The organism is Pseudomonas fildesensis (assembly GCF_001050345.1).
Lineage (GTDB): Bacteria > Pseudomonadota > Gammaproteobacteria > Pseudomonadales > Pseudomonadaceae > Aquipseudomonas > Aquipseudomonas fildesensis.
The window spans coordinates 146,226-161,652 of record NZ_LFMW01000021.1 but is presented as its reverse complement, the minus strand read 5'-3'; the positions used below and the strand labels follow the sequence as shown (position 1 = coordinate 161,652).

Genomic DNA, 15,427 nt, shown 5'->3' with positions numbered 1-15,427 from the left:
CCTGATGCGGGTTTGACACTCGCGGTGGTCTGACCGAAGCTTGCGACTTTGCCCTAGCTGCCCAAGCTTTCGGACGCCTGAATGTCAAAGTCACGCCGTTACTCCATCGTCGGCCTGTGCGCCCTGTTGTTGATTGTGCTGATCACCTGGTATTTCTCCCGCTCCACCCCGGTGGCGGTGCCTCCTGCCATTGCGCATGGTTATTCGAAAGCCCTGAAACAGGCGCATAACGGTGAACCCGGTGCTGCCCGCGTGCTGTATCAGCAGCTGGGCCGGCCGGACCTGTCCGATGAGCGCCGCGCGACCTTGCATGTCGAATTGCCCAACTACCCTAGCCCCCAGGCGCTGAAACTGGCCGACAAGGACCTGGCAAACGACTCGCCGAGGGTGCGCGAGGCGGCGATTCACAGCATCGTCGGCCTGGTACCTAGCGGCCAGCGCACGCTATTGCTCGGCCCGCTGCTGGATGACCCCGAGCAAAGCGTACGCTTTACCGCCGCCAATGCCTTGCTTGGCCTTTCACCGGATACCCTGGGCCTGTATTTCGGGCCGTTGCAGCAGGTGCTCGAGGAGTTTGTGAAAAAACTCAAGGCTCAGCCCGAAACGGCCGAAGGCTGGATCCAGCTCGCGCGCCTGTACATCCACAGCGCGCTGCTGCCGGATGCGCAACATGCGCTGGAGCAGGCGATGCGTTTGCAGCCGGACAACCTTCAGGCAGTGGTGGCGCAAATCGAACTGCTGGATAAACAAGGCAAGACCGACGAATCCCGCCAACTGCTGGCGCGGCAATTGGCGGCGCACCCTGAGTCGGCTTATCTGCAACATGCCCTGGGCCTGTGGTTGTTGCACCATGGCGAGCGGCCTTACGCGCTCCTCGGTTTATCCAGGGCAGTGGAGCTGGAGCCGGACAATCAGGATTATCGCTACGACCTGGCCACCACCCTGCACGCCCAGCAGGAACTGGAAGCCGCCCAGCGCCAGTTGGAAGAAATCATCCAGCGCCACCCCGCCAATCGCAAGGCGCGGGTACTGCTGGTCAACTACTGGCAAGAAAGCGGCCAGTTGCAGAATGTGCAGGTATTGCTTGCACAACTGGAGCAGCAGAACCCGGACGATCCAGCCCTGCAACAAGGCCTCTGAAGCCGTCCTCTTGTAGGAGGCCGCTTGCCGGTAAAAAACGACCAGTCCCCGCGTTTATTCAGCAAACCCGCGTTACCGTTCACTATCCCCTACAAACCAAGAGTGAATGTACAAATATTACGAAGTGTTGAACCGTCACAATCCTCCACGGTCAAGAGTTTATGGCGTGCCTGGGGTGGCGCGCCCTTCTCTATTTGTACGTGACCCGAGGGTACTTCTTGTCTACATCCAAAGCGCTGTTCACTGAAAAAGCGGCCACCGGTATCGAAGGTCTTGATGACATTCTTTCCGGGGGACTCTCGCGCAGCCACCTGTTCCTGCTGGAAGGCGAACCCGGCACAGGTAAAACCACTGTGGCGCTGCACTTCCTCCAGGCCGGGGCGAAAAATGGTGAGCGGTCCTTGTATATCACCCTCTCGGAGACCGAGCGCGAGTTGCGTCAGGGCGCCGAGTCCCATGGTTGGGACCTGGATGACAATATCCATATCTTCGAGCTGACCCCGCCGGAAAGCCTGCTCAACGCCGAGCATCAGCAAAGCCTGCTGTACTCCTCCGACCTGGAACTGGGCGAGGCCACGCGGCAGATCTTTGAAGTGGTCGAAAAGGTCAAGCCGACCCGCGTGGTGATCGACAGCCTGTCGGAGATTCGACTGCTCGCGCAAAGTTCGCTGCGTTACCGCCGTCAGATCCTGGCGATCAAGCACTATTTCGTGCGCTACGACGCCACCGTGCTGCTGCTCGACGACCTCACCACCGAATCCCTGGATAAGACCGTACACAGCGTGGCCCACGGGGTGGTTCGCCTGGAAGAATTGACGCCCAGCTACGGCGCTGAACGGCGCCGCGTGCGCATCGTGAAGTACCGGGGCCAGAAATACCGCGGCGGTTTTCACGACTTCACCATCATGGAAGACGGCATTCACGTGTTCCCGCGCCTGATTGCGGCCGAACATCGCGGCGGCTACCTCCGTGAAACCCTGAGCAGCGGCATACCCGAAATGGATGCCTTGATAGGGGGCGGAGTCGAAACCGGCTCCAGCAGTTTGATCCTCGGCCCGGCCGGCACCGGCAAGTCGCTGATCTCGATGATCTTTGCCGCCGCTGCGGTGGCCCGTGGTGAAAAAGCTGCTCTGTTTATTTTCGATGAAGAGTTGGGGTTGCTGTTCGAACGCATGAAAAACATGGGCATCGACCTCGCCGCCCTGCAAGCCACCGGCAACCTGCTGATCGAGCAGGTGGACGCTGCCGAATTGTCTCCGGGCGAGTTCTCCCACCGGGTGCGGCGTTGTGTTGATGAGCGCGGGATCAAAACCGTGGTCATCGACAGCATCAACGGTTACCAGGCGGCGATGCCGGAAGAAAACGCGCTTATCCTGCACATGCACGAGTTGCTGCTGTACCTCAACCGCCGCGGCGCCGCGACGTTCATGACCGTTGCCCAGCACGGGCTGGTCGGCGACATGCAGGCCCCCGTGGACATCACGTACCTCGCCGATACGGTGATCCTGCTGCGTTACTTCGAAGCACTGGGCAAGGTTCGCCGCGCGATTTCGATCATCAAGAAACGCACCGGCGCCCACGAATCGACGATTCGTGAGTACCGAATCAGCGGGCGCGGCCTGACCATCGGCGAGCCCCTGGATAACTTCCAGGGCGTACTTCGTGGCATCCCGATCTACATGGGTGCGGGCTCTCCCCTGCTCAAGGACGAGGGCGTGTGATCGCTCTATCTCCCCTCTCCGAACGCGCAATCATTCTGGCGCCATTGGGCCGTGACGGCTCACTGGCGCTGATGATGCTCAACGAAGCCGGCTACAGCGGCATTGTCGCCAGCAACCTGACGATGCTGTGCGAGGCGCTGGAACTTGGCGCGGGCCTGCTCGTGATTGCGGCAGAAGCGCTGCGCGGTGTTGATCTTGAGCCGTTGCTGGAGCACCTGCATCAACAGCCTGCCTGGTCAGATATGCCAATCGTATTGATGACCCATCACGGCGGCAGCGAACAGAATGGTTCATCCCACCTCGGCAGCTTGCTGGGCAACGTGACGTTCCTGGAGCGACCGTTCCACCCCGTCACGCTGATCAGCCTGGTAAGCGCCGCACTGCGCGGTCGACGCCGGCAATACGAAGCCCGTGACCGCCTGGTTGATCTGGGCCAAAGCGAACTGCGCCTGCAGCGCACGCTGGAAACCCTGGAGCAGCAAGTCGAGGAGCGCACCGCCCAGTTGCGCAACAACGAAGAGGCGCTGCGCCAGTCGCAGAAAATGGAGGCCGTCGGCCAGTTGACCGGCGGCATCGCCCACGACTTCAACAACATGCTCACCGGGATCATCGGCAGCCTCGAACTGCTGCGCAGGCGCGTTTCTCGCGGCAAACTGGATGACCTCGACAGCCTGATCGACCTGGGCGTCACCTCGGCCAACCGCGCCGCCGGCCTCACACACCGTTTGCTGGCCTTTTCCCGGCGCCAGTCACTGGATTCAAAACCCGTCGAGATCAACCAACTGGTCAGTTCCATGGGCGAGTTGCTGCAGCGCAGCATCAACGAAAGCATCGCCCTCGACATGCGCCTCGCCGGCCCACTCTGGACCGCCGAAGCAGACCCCAATCAGCTGGAAAGCGCCCTGCTTAACCTGGTGATCAACGCGCGGGACTCCATGCCCGGCGGCGGCAAACTAGTGGTGGAAACCACCAACCGCCATCTGGACAGCGTGTTCACTGCCGCCTACGGCACCCTGGAGCCCGGCGATTACGTGGAGCTGAGCGTCAGCGATACCGGCTGCGGCATCCCGGAACATTTGATGCGGCGCGTGTTCGACCCGTTTTTCACCACCAAGCCGATTGGCCAGGGCACCGGCCTGGGATTGTCGATGATCTACGGCTTTGCGCGCCAATCCCACGGCCATGTGACGATCCACAGTGAAGTCGGCAAAGGCACCACCGTCAGCTTGTTCCTCCCACGCTTTGTGGGCGAAGTGCAGGCACAAGAGCCTCTCAACCCGACGTTGCAGCCGTTCGCCAATGCCGGTGAAACAGTATTGATTGTCGAGGATGACCCGGCAGTGCGGGTATTGGTCAGCGCCGTGCTCAAAGAGCTGGGCTACGCCTTTGTCGAGGCGGGGGATGCGGATACGGCGTTGCCGATCATCGAATCCGAGCAACGCATCGACCTGATGATCAGCGACGTCGGTCTGCCCGGCATGAACGGGCGTCAGTTGGCGGAAATCGGCCGGCAGATTCGGCCGGACCTCAAGGTGCTGTTCATTACCGGCTATGCCGAACACGCCGCGGTGCGCGGCGGGTTCCTCGATCCGGGAATGCAGTTGATCACCAAGCCGTTTACGTTTGATTTGTTGACGGCGAAGGTCAGGGAGATGATTCAGGCATGAGGTAGGCGCTGCAACGTCCTGCAGCACTGAAGGGCTGGAAGGTCGGAACGGTAACGGGGGATTGGACACGAAGGTTTACACCGAAGCGTGAGAAGTACCGCTGCGGTTAGCCCGAAAATAATTTTCCGAGTGCACCCCACCATGATCCATTCCAGCCACGTCAGCCTCCCGCGCCAACTGCCCCCGAATGCTGTACCTGAAGCACCCGTAGTCCGTCGGATACGGTCTGTCGAGCATGAGAGCGACCCGGTTAAACCCACGGGGGACAGTGCGCAGGCCGAAGGCGACAGTGCGTTGGCAGCGCTTTTTGCGCAAGCGCTGCGCTCAGCACAAGGCTCGGGGCAATTGGGTGACATTGATAACATCCCCCCCACCTCGGCCTTCGGTCAATGGTGGTCACATTTGCACAACGCGATGAAGAGCCCGCACTTCGTCGTTTGGGCCACCAGCCAGGGCATAGACCTTTCCAAAGCGATTGAGATCAACCCCGGAGCCAATCTCATCAGTGCGATGGTCGGCGGTCAGCGCAAGTCATTTTCGGCTTACGAGCACGGCCATCTCTGGACCTCGATGATGGCGCCGATCATGCAGGCGGCAAACGCTCTAACCACTCACTCTGGCTATATTTACAGCCCCACAAGCAGTACGTCGGCACCTTACCGTGCGGTCGCCGACTTTTATGGCGAAGCCATCAACGATCAATCCCGGGATTCAGTCGCAGCGCGTGCTGCAGCACTCGAACAAACCCAAGCCTTCGTTGCTCCACTGCCCTCACCTGAGCGATCCGAAGAAGTTCTGCAACACGAACAGGCCAAGCTGGCCGATGTTCATGACCAGAGAGAGGTCGCTCTGAAACTGGTAGATGTCATCCTGTCGGTCGACGAGGTATCTGAAACGCTGCTGCACCGCACGACACTGCAGCGCATTGACGCGTTGTACCTGTCGCCCGAACACGTCAAAAACCAGTTGGCGCAAGTGATCCACAGTGAACTGAGCAAGGCCAGCATCACACTGCACGCCGGCTCATCCTCCCGGGCGTTGCAGGAAGGCCCCACTGTCGGCCTCGAAAAGGTCATCGGCGATAATGGTTGGGATGTACCCAAGAGCCGCGATGAACTGCTCAATCTTGGCCGGTTTCTGACGACCCCCCAGCTTTCCCGGCTACCTCATGGGAACTTTGGCGGAGCATTGTCCTGGCCGACGCCATTGAGCGATGACGATCGGCGCACCTTAAGGTTTGGCCTGCGTGATTTGCAAAACTATGACGACAACAAAGGTGCGCTGGGGTATCTGACCCAAAACCAGAGTTTCCCACCCTACGACCTGAATCACCCGGCACAGTTTGTTCAAGCGCTTCTCGCTACACCCAAGGCACAGGCGCTGGGACTGGCGTTACAGGGAAAATTCAACGGGGTATCAACCCCAGAGAGTATCAACGACTGGACGCTGGCGGCGCTCGGCGCCACCCTGGATAAAGATTCCGAATCAGGCAGCACATCAGCTCCGGTCAGGACAGGCGTTGCAGGGTTTGATATGGCTCGTTATGAACACTGGGGCCAGCATCCTTCAACAGTGGTCGTGGGGCTGACCAGGCACTTGGTTGCCAAAGGGCATGCAAGCGTCGAGATGGCACCCATTGCAGCCCACCTGTTGCTGTCACGCCGGGCGCCTGCATTTTTGGTCAAGGAGATCCCCGGCAAGGTGACTTACGGCTCTCACACCTGGGTCAGCTTCAGCACGGCGGTGGCGCGCCTTGAGAGCCAGGCACCTGGCTCAACTGCGCGTATGACCTTCGCGCAAGTCGTGCAGCGAGCCGATCTGGCGCCTGTCACCGAACAGGAACGGCAGGTCGAACAAATGGCCCAACGGGATGCGCTTAAAGACTGGGGGGTTGCCAACGGCGTCATCCCTTTGAACACCCTGGATGACTACACTGACGAGCAGATGAGTCGCGCTTTTGAAGCATTTAACGCTCAGGTTACAGAGTTGAGCGAAGCGTCACAGGCCCACTCGACACCTATACCCGACCGCAAGGAGATGGCGCTTGGCACACTCAAGCGTGCCTACGGCGATCAGATCCCGTTCGAGAAAAAATGCATCACACTGGTCCCTGGCCTTAGGGATAACCCCGGCCCTTACTCGGTGCTGGATCTTTATCTGGCGGATAATTTTCGGATCAATGCAGGTTTCCATTGGTCGTCGTCAAGCGATGATGTCGACATTCGTCAAATCGTGGACAACTCCCACCAACTTCCCGACATCAATGAGCGTTTTAGCACCGAACTTCCACAGTACTTTGCGTCTGCGGAAAAGGCGACTCGCACTCACGTCAAAAACCTTATTGCAACACTTCCTCTTGAGGATAGAAAAAATATCGAGCACGGAAAAATTACCACGCTCGAGGAATATCACGTCACTCAAAGTGCCTTCAGCCGAGTAGTCACTGAAACTAAAGTACCCAATAGCCTGCTGGTAAAAACGGCGCTTGATGGCGTCGTCAATGTTTATGAAATCAACTTGAAAGAAAACAGCATTCGCCAGCGTGATGCGCTAAGAGACTTCCCGTCAGGGCCTCGAACGCTTTCCGATGGCCACTCCCGCTACTCGACGATGCTGAAAGAAATCGAACCTTCGGGCAGCTATTCGTCGGACGTCACCGACGAAAAAATCCAAACAAGTACGCCAAACAGCTATGCCAGCGAGAAGACCGGGTACATTGCCGACGCCATGGTGAAAACAGTCGGCATTCGGGATCTGGAGGAGGCAAAGGGCGCGACCACCTTCGACACCGAGGTGCCATTCTACAAAAAAGCCCGCGAATTCATGGCCAATCTGATTCCCCTGCGTTCGGCTATCCAGAATTTTCAAGCAGGCAATATGGGTGATGGCATCGTAGACTTGACGCTAGACGCCTTCGGTTTTGTCTTGGGCATAGGCGTGGCAGCCAAAGGTGCCAAAGCATTCCAGGCTGGCGTTTCCTTCGCGAGTAAACTTGCCCGAGGAGCAAAGATTATCGGGCGCGCAGCCATTGGCAGTCTTAACCCGCTGGACGGGGTTGATGGCATCGTACGGGGCTTCTGGAATAGCGGGCGCAAGGCGCTTGGTATGTCAACGCGCTCCGTCGATTTGATAGGCCTTGCGAAAAGAGCCGATGTTGTTGATGGCACGTACAAGCTAGCCAATCGCGCAGACGATATAAAAACGTTGGCTAAATTTGATGATGAGACAGGAAAGTGGTTTAACTTTGACCCCATCACCAATAAATCTTACGGTAGACCCCTTGAAAACTTTGCACCGGAGACCTCCCAATGGGTCGATGATGCTGCGCAATCCGCTCTCCCAGCCGTCACTAACAAACAGAGCCCGAATCTTCTTGATACCGGTTTGGCCCATGACAATGTCGTAAGAATGGGCGGCCCAATGAAGGATTTGAAACTTATTGCCCCTGAGATACATGTCTTTACGGACAGTTTCAAAGGGACCACACGCCTGAACATCGTTGCGCATGGCGTGGAACGTGATTGGGTCGACAAGTTTTTAGGCAAGGGCACACAGGTTTGCATTGATAATCAGCTCTATGATCCGAAAGGGGTCATAGCTTTGCTAAAAAGCAAAGGTGTCGACCCTTCGACCTTTGATAACGTTCGCCTGTTGATCTGCCATTCTGCGGAAGGGACCCGAAGCAAGTCTTTCGCAAGTTTGTTTCAACAGGAAATCAAGAAGCCGGTAAAAGCTTTTGAGGGGACGCTGAGTATGACCAATGGTTCTACATCATTGACTAGCGCAAAAAACGACATGGTCAATCAGATTAATAATATTGCGCCAGGAACGCCACCGCATAAGGCAGAGCGTTTAGCTGAGATAAAAATGCAGCAGGACTTCATTGGTAAAGTCACCACACAGGTGCTGAAGGATCACGGCAAGAAAATCCTGGTAAACGTTGCAGGCGTTGGCGAACCGCCTAAGCACATACTGACAACAATCAATTACCAGGCTCGTCAATTCTAAAGTTAGCCGATAGTCGTGTAGTTCCCTTCCCCTTAATGCGGGTGAGGGAACTGCACCTAGCGATTATCAGGCAAGCAACCGCTGAATATGCTCTTGCAGCGTATCCAGATCAAACGGCTTGGCCAGGATCGGCGCATTGCGCGTGATCGGGCTGTTGCAGTCGAGAATTTCCTGCGGGTAACCACTGATAAAGATGACTTTCAACTCCGGTCGCAGTTTGATCGCCGGTTCGGCGATCTGCACGCCGGAAATGCCGCCTGGCAAACGGTAGTCGGTGACCATCAGGTCCAGGTGCGGTTTGGTCGCGAGGATTTCGAAGGCCTGCTCTCCGTCGATCGCCTTCAATACCCGATAGCCTAGCCCGGACAGGTATTCACCCAACACGAACATAATGGATTCGTCGTCCTCGACGATCAGAACGACATCTTGTGCATCTTCACTCATGGGAAGCCTTTGTCCGGTCAGTTGCTGCAATTACGACCATGGGGTCACGCAGAGGTTGCGTCGAGGTGACGATTGTTTTCACACCGAATTACCAATGGGCAGGCACACCCGAAACAGCGCGCCCTCGCCTATCTGGCTTTGGACCTCGATGGAGCCGCCATGGGCCGCAACGATCTGCTCGGAGATAAACAGCCCCAGGCCCAGACCCGCAGCCACATGGCTGGCGGAGACCCGTTCGAACTGCTGGAAAATACGCTTCTGGTTGTCTTCGCTGATACCGATGCCATGGTCGCGTACTTCCACACACGCTTCGCCATGCTCGGTGTACACGCGCACTTCCACCGGGCTCTTGGCCCCGTAGCGCAGGGCGTTGGTCAGCAGGTTGGAGACCACCTGTTCGATACGGAATTCGTCCCAGTTGCCTTCCACCGGGCCTTCGGCCTCCAGCTGCATGGACGACTCGGCGGCAGCTACCTGCGGGGCGAAGTTTTCCAGCAGGTTGCGCACCAGTTCGGTGAGATCGAAGCGCGCCGGGCGAATCGACAGTTTGCCGGTGCGGATGCGCGACACGTCGAGCATGTCTTCGATCAGGCGGATCAGGCTCTTGATCTGCCGCTCATCGCGGTCGACCATGGCGTGCATCTTGTCCAGGGTAAACGCCGCGGCGTTGTCACGGGCCAGGTGCATCTTGCGCAACTGAGTTTCCAGGATCAGCCCGTTGAGGGGCGTGCGCACTTCGTGGGCGACGATCGACATGAAGTCGTCACGCATGCGCACCGCCTGTTCCAACTCGGCCTGGGTGGCCTGCAGGCGCGTCAGCAGCAGCTCCTGCTCGCGACGGCTGAGCTCCAGGGCTTCCACTTGAAGCTTCATCGCCTTGCTCTGGCGGTACAGGTCGACAAAGACGTTGACCTTGCTCTTCACCGCATGGATATCCAGCGGCTTGTGCAGGAAGTCCACGGCGCCGCTTTCATAGCCTTTGAAGGCATAGTTGAGTTCGCGGCCGGCAGCGCTGACGAACACAATCGGGATGTTTTTGGTTTTCTCGGTGCCGCGCATCAATTCGGCCAGCTCGAAACCGTTCATGCCGGGCATCTGCACGTCAAGAATCGCGATGGCGAACTCGTGCTCCAGCAACAGTGACAAGGCGTCGTCGGCGCTCAAGGCCTTAAACACCTGGCGATCCTCGCGCTTGATCAGCGCTTCGAGGGCCAGCAGGTTTTCCGGCAGATCGTCGACGATCAGCAGTTTGGCCTGGACAGTACTTAACATGGGGAAGATTCCAGGGAAGCCAGCAATGAGGCAATGCGGCTCAGGGGCAGAATATGGTCGGGGGCACACACGGCCATCGCCGCCAGGGGCATCACGGCTATCCGTGCTTCCTTGGGGTCCTGTACGACCGTGGTGCCGCCTGATTGCTTGACGTGGGCCAGCCCGCGCGCGCCGTCCTGATTGGCGCCGGTCAGCAGAATCGCCAGCAAGCCTTGCCCGTAGGTATCGGCGGCCGATGCGAACAGGTAATCAATGGCCGGCCGGGAATGGTGCACGCGGTCTTCCTGGCTCAGGGACAGGCTGCGGTCATGTTCCACCGACAGGTGATAACCGGGGCCGGCGAAGTACACCGTGCCCGCCTGGATCACTTCCTTGTCCTGCGCTTCACGTACGGGGACGCGCAGGCGCCGCGCGAACACTTGCGCGAGTTGGCTGCGGCGCTCATCCGGCAAATGCAGCACGGCAATGATCGGCAGGCCAAAGGTGTCCGGCAGCTCGCCGAAAATATTCAGCAACGCCTCAACGCCGCCGGCAGAAGCGCCGACGACGATGGCTTCAATCCCGCGAATCGGGTTGGCTGCAGCGTCGTTCATGATTTTCGGTAGATCCGTTCCTGCTTGACCAAGGGTTCGAATTGCTTGCTGTAGGCGGAAAAGTCCAGAGTTTCCTTACTGCCCAGCACCAGGAAGCCGCGATGACACAACGACTCATGAAACAATCCAAACGCTCGATCCTGCAATTTTTTATTGAAATAAATCAGTACGTTTCGACATGAAATTAATTGAGTTTCTGAGAATACACTGTCGGTCGCCAGGCTATGGTCTGCGAAGGTCACGTTCTCGCGCAGCGTTTTGTCGAATATCGCGTAATCGTAGGCCGCGGTGTAGTAGTCGGCAAATGAACGTTGCCCGCCAGCCTGCTGATAGTTGGCGGTGTAGGCCCGCACATTCTCCAGGGAGAAGATGCCTTGCTTGGCTTTGTCCAGGGACGCCGGGTTGATGTCCGTGGCATAGATAATCGTGCGCTCCAGCAGCCCTTCTTCGCGCAGCAGGATCGCCATGGAGTACACCTCCTCGCCCGTGCTGCAGCCGGCAATCCAGATCTTGATCGACGGGTAGGTCTTGAGCAGCGGCACCACTTCCTGGCGGATCGCCAGGAAGTGCGACGGGTCGCGAAACATCTCGCTCACCGGGATCGTCAGAAATTGCAGCAACTGCATGAACGCCGCCGGGTCATGCAACACCCGCTCCTGCAGCGCCGATATGGTCGCGCAGTTGAACTGGCGCAAGGCGTGCGCCACACGGCGTTTGACTGACGCGCCGGAATAGTCGCGAAAGTCATAGCTGTACTTGAGGTAAATCGCCTCAATCAACAGGCGCAGCTCAATGTCGCTGCTCTTCTCCAAAAAACGTTGCTCCACTTAAATGCGTTCCATCTTGGGTAGCCATACGCGAATCAGCGAGAACAGACGATCCAGGTCAATCGGCTTGGCCAGGTAATCGTTGGAGCCCGCCGCGAGGCAACGCTCCTGATCGTCCTTCATCGCCTTGGCAGTGACCGCGATGATCGGCAGCTTTTTCCAGCGCGGGTCCTGGCGGATCAAGGCCGTGGCCTCGTAACCGTCCATCTCCGGCATCATCACGTCCATCAACACCAGGTCGATATCGTCGACTTCATTGAGTTTGTCGATGGCTTCACGGCCGTTACGCCCGATCACCACCACCGCGCCTTTGTGCTCCAGGGCGCTGGTCAGGGCGAAGATGTTGCGCACATCGTCGTCCACCAACAGGATCTTGCGCCCTTCAAAGACCTTGTCGCGGCTGCGAGCGGTCCTGAGCATCGTCTGGCGCTCATGGGACAGCTGGGATTCGACTTTGTGCAGAAAGAGTGTCACTTCGTCCAACAGACGCTCCGGTGAGCGCGCGCCCTTGATGATGATCGAGCGCGAATACTTGCGCAGTTCGGCCTCTTCATCGCGGGTCAGGTTGCGCCCGGTGTAGACGATCACCGGCGGGAACGAGCAGATGTCCTCGGTGGCCATGCGCTTGAGCAGCTCGTTGCCGAGCATGTCCGGCAGCTTGAGGTCGATGATCATGCAGTCGTAGATGTTGGTGCGCAGCAGGTCAAGGGCTTCCTGGGCGAAACCGACGGCGGTGATTTCAATGTCATCGTCGCCGATCAGGCGGGCAATGCTGTCGCGTTGCAGGTCATCGTCTTCCACCAGCAGGATGCGTTTGACCTTCTGGGTGAGCTTGGCTTCCAGACGGGCAAACACGTCCTTGAGCTCTTCGCGGGTGGTGGGTTTGACCGCATAACCGATGGCGCCCATGTGCATGGCGGCTTCGACGCGGTCTTCCACGGAAATCACATGCACCGGGATGTGCCGGGTATTGGCGTGTTCCTTGAGGCGTTGCAGCACAGTCAACCCGGAATGATCGGGCAGGCGCATGTCGAGCAGGATGGCGTCGGGGATGAACTCCTCGGCCAGGCTGTAGCCCTCGTCTGCGCCATGGGCCACCAGGCAGTTGTAACCCAGCTCATGGGCCAGGTCGAACAGGATACGCGCGAAGTTCGGTTCATCCTCCACCACCAGGATGCAGCGGGTGGTGAACGGCGCTTTATCGCGATCATCGGCAAAGCGCGGAATAACCTTGGCGTCTGCCACCGGCAACGGTGATACCGCGACGGGCTTGGGCGCAGGGGCCAAAACGACTTGGCGCGGTTGTTCGACGGGTGGGGCGTCTTCCTGGCGTTCGACGTACTGTTCGGGCAATACCAGGGTAAACAGACTGCCCTTGCCCGGTTCGCTGGTCACGCTGATATAGCCACCGAGCAAGGTGGCCAGGTCGCGGGAAATCGACAGGCCCAGGCCGGTGCCGCCATAACGACGGTTGGTGGTGCCATCGGCCTGGCGGAAGGCTTCGAAGATGCTTTCCAGCTGGTCCGGGGCAATGCCGATGCCCGAATCACGCACGGTGAAGGCGATGCCCTCCCCTGGCGCGCAGGATACCGACAGGCTCACATCGCCGTGTTCAGTGAACTTGACCGCGTTGGACAGCAGGTTCTTGAGGATCTGCTCCAGGCGCTGCCGGTCGGTGAACAGCATGGTGGGCGAACCTGGCTGGATGTCGACCTGGAAGCTCAGCTTGCGGTCGGACGCGAGCGGTTCGAACATGCCGCGCAAACCGTCGACCAGCCGCGCCACGCTGGAGTTTTCCGGGCGCATTTCGAGCTTGCCGGCTTCGACCTTGGAGATATCCAGGATGTCGTTGATCAGGTTGAGCAGGTCGTTGCCGGCCGAATAAATCGACTCGGCAAACTTGACCTGTTCGGCGCTGAGGTTTTCCTGGGGGTTTTCCGCCAGCAACTTGGCCAGGATCAACGAGCTGTTCAGCGGCGTTCGCAGCTCGTGGGACATGTTGGCGAGGAATTCGGACTTGTACTTGCTGGAACGCTGCAACTCTTCGGCGCGGTCTTCCAGCTCGACCTGGGCCTGGTTGAGTTCGACGTTCTTGCGGTCCATGGCGTCGCGCTGCTGGGCCAGGGTCTGGGTTTGCTCGGCCAGTTGCTCGTTGGTCTGCTCAAGCTCGGCCTGCTGGGTTTCCAGGTGAACCTGGGATTCCTTGAGGATGCGCGACTGTTCTTCGAGTTCTTCGTTGGCGGTCTTGAGTTCTTCCTGTTGCACTTGCAGCTCTTCGTTGAGCTGCTGGGTCTCGGCCAGCACTTCCTGGAGTCGCTGGCGATAGCGGGCGGCTTCGATGGAGGTGCCGATATTGCCGGCAATCAGCTCCAGCAACTCGACGTCACGCTCATCCAATGGGCGCAGGAAGCCCAGTTCGATCACGCCGTTGACGCGGTCGTCATCGCTGGTCGGCATCACCAGCACGCTGCGAGTGACGCCTTCGCCCAGGCCGGAACTGACTTTGAAATAATCCACCGGTACATCGTCCAGGCGAATCAGGCGATCCAGCTGAGCGGCCTGGCCCACGATACCTTCATCGCTGTAGATCGACTGTTCCTGCTGTTCCTGTTCGCGGGAGAAGCCGTAGGTAGCCACTCGCTTGAGGCCGCCGTGTTCTTCGCGCACATACAGTGCTGCGACAGCCGACCCCATGTACTGGGCGAAGAACTGCAGGATATTGCGCCCGAGCATGTTGAGGCTCAGTTGGCCGAGCACCTGTTCGGCCAGTTCGGTCTGGCCATTACGTAGCCAGGCTTGCTGCTCGAGGCGTCGCGCAATCTTCTGTTGGGACGCGAGGTTTGCGCTGTAACTATCTGATAGTGAAATTAAATTCTTCCGACCTACATACGCCAGAAACCCACTCAAGCCCAGTACAAATGCCAGGTACAGGGTGACGCTGATCACCGTGGTACGGGTAACTTCCTCATTGCGGGTGATGCGCAACTGCTGCTCCATCGCCACCGCATCGTCGTATTCCTTGCGAATCTGATCGGTCAGGCGCTTGCCACGCCCGGCCTTGACCGCGCTGCGGTAGTCACCGCTCTGGCGCTGCATATCAATCATCGACTGGGCGTATTTGTTCCATTCGACTTGCATGGCTTCCAGGCGCTTGAGGCGGTCCACCTGTTGGGGGTTGTCCGCTACCAGCTCCTGCAAACTACGCAAATCGGCAATGATCCGCGGCTTGGCCACCTCATACGGGTCGAGGAAGTGCTCGTCGCCGGTGATCAGGAAGCCGCGCATGCCGGTTTCCAGGTCAACGGTCAGTTTTGACGACTCGTTGAGGTTGTTGATGACCCGGTCGGTGTGTTCCACCCACTGGATCACCGACAACAAATAGGTGATCAGACAGACGAAAAACACCGCACTGAGCACGCCGACGCCCAAGGGCAACGCGACATTTCGGCTCAGCAGGTTACGAAAGCTCTTTTCATCGACGGACGACGCGGGAGTCATGGGCATGCCTTGGCCAAATACGGAAAAACCGGGAGTTTGCCCCAAAGTTGCGGTTGAACGCTATTTTTCTGCCATCTGAGCGTGCGCCCGACGCGTGAAATATGGAAAAAACTACGCTGCCAGTCGATTACACGCCGTCATTGTTTTAGTTGTTCATACTCTACCGGCACCCAAGTCGGAACCTAGCAAACCGATTTCCCACACAAGGTGACGTCTTGGGAAAAGGGAGGCCCCGCTAGAAAGACGCGTGTTTACTT

The 15,427-nt window shown here is 58.4% G+C and carries 9 protein-coding genes; 4 read left to right on the top strand and 5 right to left on the bottom strand.

The window, feature by feature from the left end:
- The first annotated feature begins 81 nt into the window (after window positions 1-81).
- The 4 genes from ACR52_RS24995 to ACR52_RS24980 all read left to right on the top strand — a co-directional run bounded on the left by ACR52_RS24995 (window position 82) and on the right by ACR52_RS24980 (window position 8,536).
- Complete coding sequence (locus ACR52_RS24995; RefSeq protein WP_048730530.1) at window positions 82-1,140, top strand: tetratricopeptide repeat protein; 1,059 nt, start codon at window positions 82-84, stop codon at window positions 1,138-1,140.
- A gap of 218 nt (window positions 1,141-1,358) precedes the next feature.
- Window positions 1,359-2,861: an ATPase domain-containing protein gene (locus ACR52_RS24990; RefSeq protein WP_048730649.1), complete on the top strand. Its 1,503-nt coding sequence runs from the start codon at window positions 1,359-1,361 to the stop codon at window positions 2,859-2,861.
- A complete protein-coding gene (locus tag ACR52_RS24985) occupies window positions 2,858-4,528 on the top strand; it encodes an ATP-binding protein (RefSeq protein WP_048730528.1) in 1,671 nt (556 codons plus the stop codon). Before ACR52_RS24990 ends, ACR52_RS24985 begins: the two co-directional genes overlap by 4 nt.
- Window positions 4,529-4,669: 141 nt before the next feature.
- Entirely contained in the window at window positions 4,670-8,536 is a 3,867-nt protein-coding gene (locus tag ACR52_RS24980; protein WP_048730525.1) for a hypothetical protein, read from the top strand.
- 66 nt (window positions 8,537-8,602) lie between these two features.
- On the opposite strand, the gene ACR52_RS24975 is transcribed toward ACR52_RS24980, so the two are convergent.
- The 5 genes from ACR52_RS24975 to ACR52_RS24955 all read right to left on the bottom strand — a co-directional run bounded on the left by ACR52_RS24975 (window position 8,603) and on the right by ACR52_RS24955 (window position 15,170).
- Window positions 8,603-8,980, bottom strand: a complete 378-nt coding sequence (locus tag ACR52_RS24975; RefSeq protein WP_010171103.1) for a response regulator — start codon at window positions 8,978-8,980, stop codon at window positions 8,603-8,605.
- 78 nt (window positions 8,981-9,058) lie between these two features.
- A complete protein-coding gene (locus tag ACR52_RS24970) occupies window positions 9,059-10,252 on the bottom strand; it encodes a hybrid sensor histidine kinase/response regulator (RefSeq protein WP_048730519.1) in 1,194 nt (397 codons plus the stop codon).
- Window positions 10,246-10,845, bottom strand: a complete 600-nt coding sequence (locus ACR52_RS24965) for a chemotaxis protein CheB (protein WP_048730516.1) — start codon at window positions 10,843-10,845, stop codon at window positions 10,246-10,248. Before ACR52_RS24965 ends, ACR52_RS24970 begins: the two co-directional genes overlap by 7 nt.
- Complete coding sequence (locus ACR52_RS24960; RefSeq protein ID WP_173439339.1) at window positions 10,842-11,672, bottom strand: CheR family methyltransferase; 831 nt, start codon at window positions 11,670-11,672, stop codon at window positions 10,842-10,844. The genes ACR52_RS24965 and ACR52_RS24960 overlap by 4 nt, the downstream gene beginning before the upstream one ends.
- Complete coding sequence (locus ACR52_RS24955; protein ID WP_048730515.1) at window positions 11,673-15,170, bottom strand: response regulator; 3,498 nt, start codon at window positions 15,168-15,170, stop codon at window positions 11,673-11,675.
- Between the last annotated feature and the right edge of the window lie 257 nt (window positions 15,171-15,427).

Coding starts and splice junctions, on each gene's coding strand:
- ACR52_RS24995 (WP_048730530.1), top strand. CDS start 82: ATGTCAAAGTCACGCCGTTACTCCATCGTCGGCCTGTGCGCCCTGTTG.
- ACR52_RS24980 (WP_048730525.1), top strand. CDS start 4,670: ATGATCCATTCCAGCCACGTCAGCCTCCCGCGCCAACTGCCCCCGAAT.
- ACR52_RS24975 (WP_010171103.1), bottom strand. CDS start 8,980: ATGAGTGAAGATGCACAAGATGTCGTTCTGATCGTCGAGGACGACGAA.
- ACR52_RS24970 (WP_048730519.1), bottom strand. CDS start 10,252: ATGTTAAGTACTGTCCAGGCCAAACTGCTGATCGTCGACGATCTGCCG.
- ACR52_RS24965 (WP_048730516.1), bottom strand. CDS start 10,845: ATGAACGACGCTGCAGCCAACCCGATTCGCGGGATTGAAGCCATCGTC.
- ACR52_RS24955 (WP_048730515.1), bottom strand. CDS start 15,170: ATGACTCCCGCGTCGTCCGTCGATGAAAAGAGCTTTCGTAACCTGCTG.